General features: G+C 49.8%; 1 rRNA gene. It reads right to left on the bottom strand.

Annotated features, from left to right (window positions below):
• Positions 1–7 precede the first annotated feature (7 nt).
• Positions 8–123, bottom strand: a 5S ribosomal RNA gene (gene rrf / locus U868_RS0122585).
• Between the last annotated feature and the right edge of the window lie 108 nt (positions 124–231).

Consider the following 231-nt stretch of genomic DNA (forward strand, 5'->3'; position numbering starts at 1 on the left):
AATAATAACCTGGCGGTTCCCTACTCTCACATGGGGAGACCCCACACTACCATCGGCGCTACGGCGTTTCACTTCTGAGTTCGGCATGGGGTCAGGTGGGACCACCGCGCTACGGCCGCCAGGCAAATTCATTTCAATCCAAAACAAGCTTTATAACAAAGAGGAGTAATCTCTCTCCGTCATCTGAAAAATTCTTCTTCGTCTCTCAACGCAAAACACCTTCGGTGTTGT

It is taken from the genome of Morganella morganii H1r, from assembly GCF_000633515.1.
In the GTDB taxonomy this organism is placed as follows: Bacteria; Pseudomonadota; Gammaproteobacteria; order Enterobacterales; family Enterobacteriaceae; genus Morganella; species Morganella morganii_B.